Annotated in this window: 3 protein-coding genes; 1 reads left to right on the top strand and 2 read right to left on the bottom strand. The window is 77.1% G+C overall.

Translation table 11 applies throughout. The annotated features are described in order from the left end of the window. Positions 1-485: PadR family transcriptional regulator (locus GTR02_RS21400; RefSeq protein ID WP_166609487.1), on the top strand; the 485-nt coding region annotated here is incomplete at its 5' end. On the opposite strand, the gene GTR02_RS21395 is transcribed toward GTR02_RS21400, so the two are convergent. Both GTR02_RS21395 and GTR02_RS21390 read right to left on the bottom strand, forming a co-directional pair. Continuing rightward, the gene (locus tag GTR02_RS21395; protein ID WP_166609486.1) at positions 463-1,029 is read right to left on the bottom strand and encodes a hypothetical protein; all 567 of its coding nucleotides are present in this window, start codon (positions 1,027-1,029) and stop codon (positions 463-465) included. The two genes, GTR02_RS21400 and GTR02_RS21395, sit on opposite strands and share 23 nt — an antisense overlap. Positions 1,030-1,099: 70 nt before the next feature. Next, positions 1,100-2,104 carry an asparaginase gene (locus GTR02_RS21390; protein ID WP_166609485.1) on the bottom strand — a complete coding sequence of 335 codons (1,005 nt, stop codon included), beginning with the start codon at positions 2,102-2,104 and terminating at the stop codon, positions 1,100-1,102.

Below are 2,104 nucleotides of genomic sequence, written 5' to 3'. Positions count from 1 at the left end.
GTCTCGGTCGGGGTCGCCGCGGTCGCCGCGGTCGGGGTGACGTCCGTGCGGCCGTGCTCGTGCTGCTGGCCGAGGGGCCCAGCAACGGCTACCGCATCATCGGCGAGGTGGAACAGCGCAGCGGAGGGGCCTGGAAGCCCAGCCCCGGCTCGGTGTACCCGACCCTGCAGCAGCTGCAGGACGAGGGCCTGGTCGCGACGGATCCCGCGGACGCCAAGCAGTTCGTGCTGACCGGCGAGGGACGCCGCTACGTGGAGGAGGAGCTCGCAGGGGTGCCCGCCCCGTGGGACGCCCCGGAGTTCCGCGCCCAGGAGGGCGAGCACGCGCTGCACGCCCAGCTGGGGCAGATCGCCCTGACGGCCCAGCAGGTCCTGCTGGCCGGTCGCCCGGGCGACGTGCCGAGGGTCAGCGACGTCCTGGAGCGCTGCCGGCGCGAACTCGTCGCGATCCTCGGCGAGGACCTCAGGACTGGGTCGGGAGACTGATCCGCAGCGGGCCGACCACGGGGGTCACGGCGTGCAGCAGCGTCCAGGCGCTGCGGCGCAGGCCACCCGCGAGGTAGGCGTCCATCCGGACGGCGAGGTTGGCCGTCAGGGCGTGCGCGTCCGCGCCGCCCCGCACCGGTCCCGTGCTCGCGCGGGCCCCGGCGCCGTGGTGCCGGGCGTGCTCGGAGATCCAGTCCGGGCCGACGGTGACCCCGGCACGGGTGGTCAGCAGGAGGGTCGTCGACGGCGCGGTGCACCGCGCCGCCGCCTCGGCCGCACCGCGCTGCAGGGCCTGCTCGTCGTCCGGCGCCCCGGTGCGGACCAGGACGACGTCGACGCCGTCGACGAGGGAGACGAGCGGTGCCCAGGACCCGAGCAGCCCGTCGAGGTCCGCGCCCGGGACGCTCGCGAGCAGGAGCGTCGTGGGGATGCCCCCGGCCGCCGCCTCGTCGGCCGCGGCGACGAGGTGCTCGAGGCAGACCTCGAGCGCACCGACGTCGGCCGCCAGCACGGGAACCACGACGAAGGCCCGGTCGATGACCACGCGTGCCTCCCGCCGTCCCTCGGTGCGCCGCTCACGGCTGCACTGAACGTACACAGCAGTTGACTCGCTGTCACACCTTTGCGGGAGCCGGCAGCGGTCGGCCCCGCAGCTCGCCCACGCGCCGGCCGCCGCCGAGCACGGCGACCGTCGCGAACGCGGTGAGCCGCGCGGGGTCGACGCCCAGCAGTTCCAGCGCGGGGACCGCGACGGGCAGCCGCGCCCGGTCGCCCCCGTCCGCGATCTTCAGGGCCAGCGCCGCACCGTCGGGCAGCCCCACGACCTGCACGGCCTCGGCGCCGTCCTTGGCCAGCAGGCCCGGGACGGCCCGCACCAGCGCGGTGACGTCGCGGTCCTCGCCGGCCACGAGCTCGGGGTGGCTGCGCAGCGCGTGCGCGACCCGCCCCTCGGCGGTGGCCTCGGCGGCACCGGCGATGCGCCCGACGGCCCGGGCCAGGGCGTGCAGGCCCAGGGAGAACAGGGGTGCCCCGCAGCCGTCGGTCGTGCGGTGCGCCGGCTCCGCACCCGCGAGGTCCGCCACCGTGGCCGCGATCGCCCGCTGCAGCGGGTGCTCCGGGCTCAGGTACGTGGCCGTGTCCCAGCCCGCCACCCGGCAGGTCAGCAGCATCGCGGCGTGCTTGCCCGAGCAGTTCTGGGTCAGCGGCTCCGCCACGCCGCCCGACGCCGTCCACGCGGCGCGCTCGACGGTGCCGAACGGCAGGTCCGGGGTGTTGCGCAGGTCCGCGGTGGTGCACCCGGCGAGCGCGAGGATGCGGCGCACGCCGTCCAGGTGCAGCGCCGCGCCGGAGTGGCTGGCGCTCGCGAGGGCCAGCAGGTCCGGCGGCAGGTCGAGCCCGGCGCGCACCATCGCCACGGCCTGCAGCGGCTTCAGCGCCGAGCGGGGGTAGACGGGGGAGACGACGTCGCCGACCGCGGCGAGCAGCGCGCCGTCCGGGCCGACGACGGCCATCGACCCGTGGTGGACGCTCTCCACGAGACCGCCGCGGACCAGGTCGGCCACGGGGACGTGCTGCGGCGCGGGGGCCGGCGCGGCGGTCTCGTGGAGAGCGTCCACCAC

The organism is Kineococcus siccus, assembly GCF_009906795.1.
Lineage (GTDB): Bacteria > Actinomycetota > Actinomycetes > Actinomycetales > Kineococcaceae > Kineococcus > Kineococcus siccus.
Note: the sequence above shows the minus strand (reverse complement) of the source record. Positions and strands in the feature narration are given on the sequence as shown.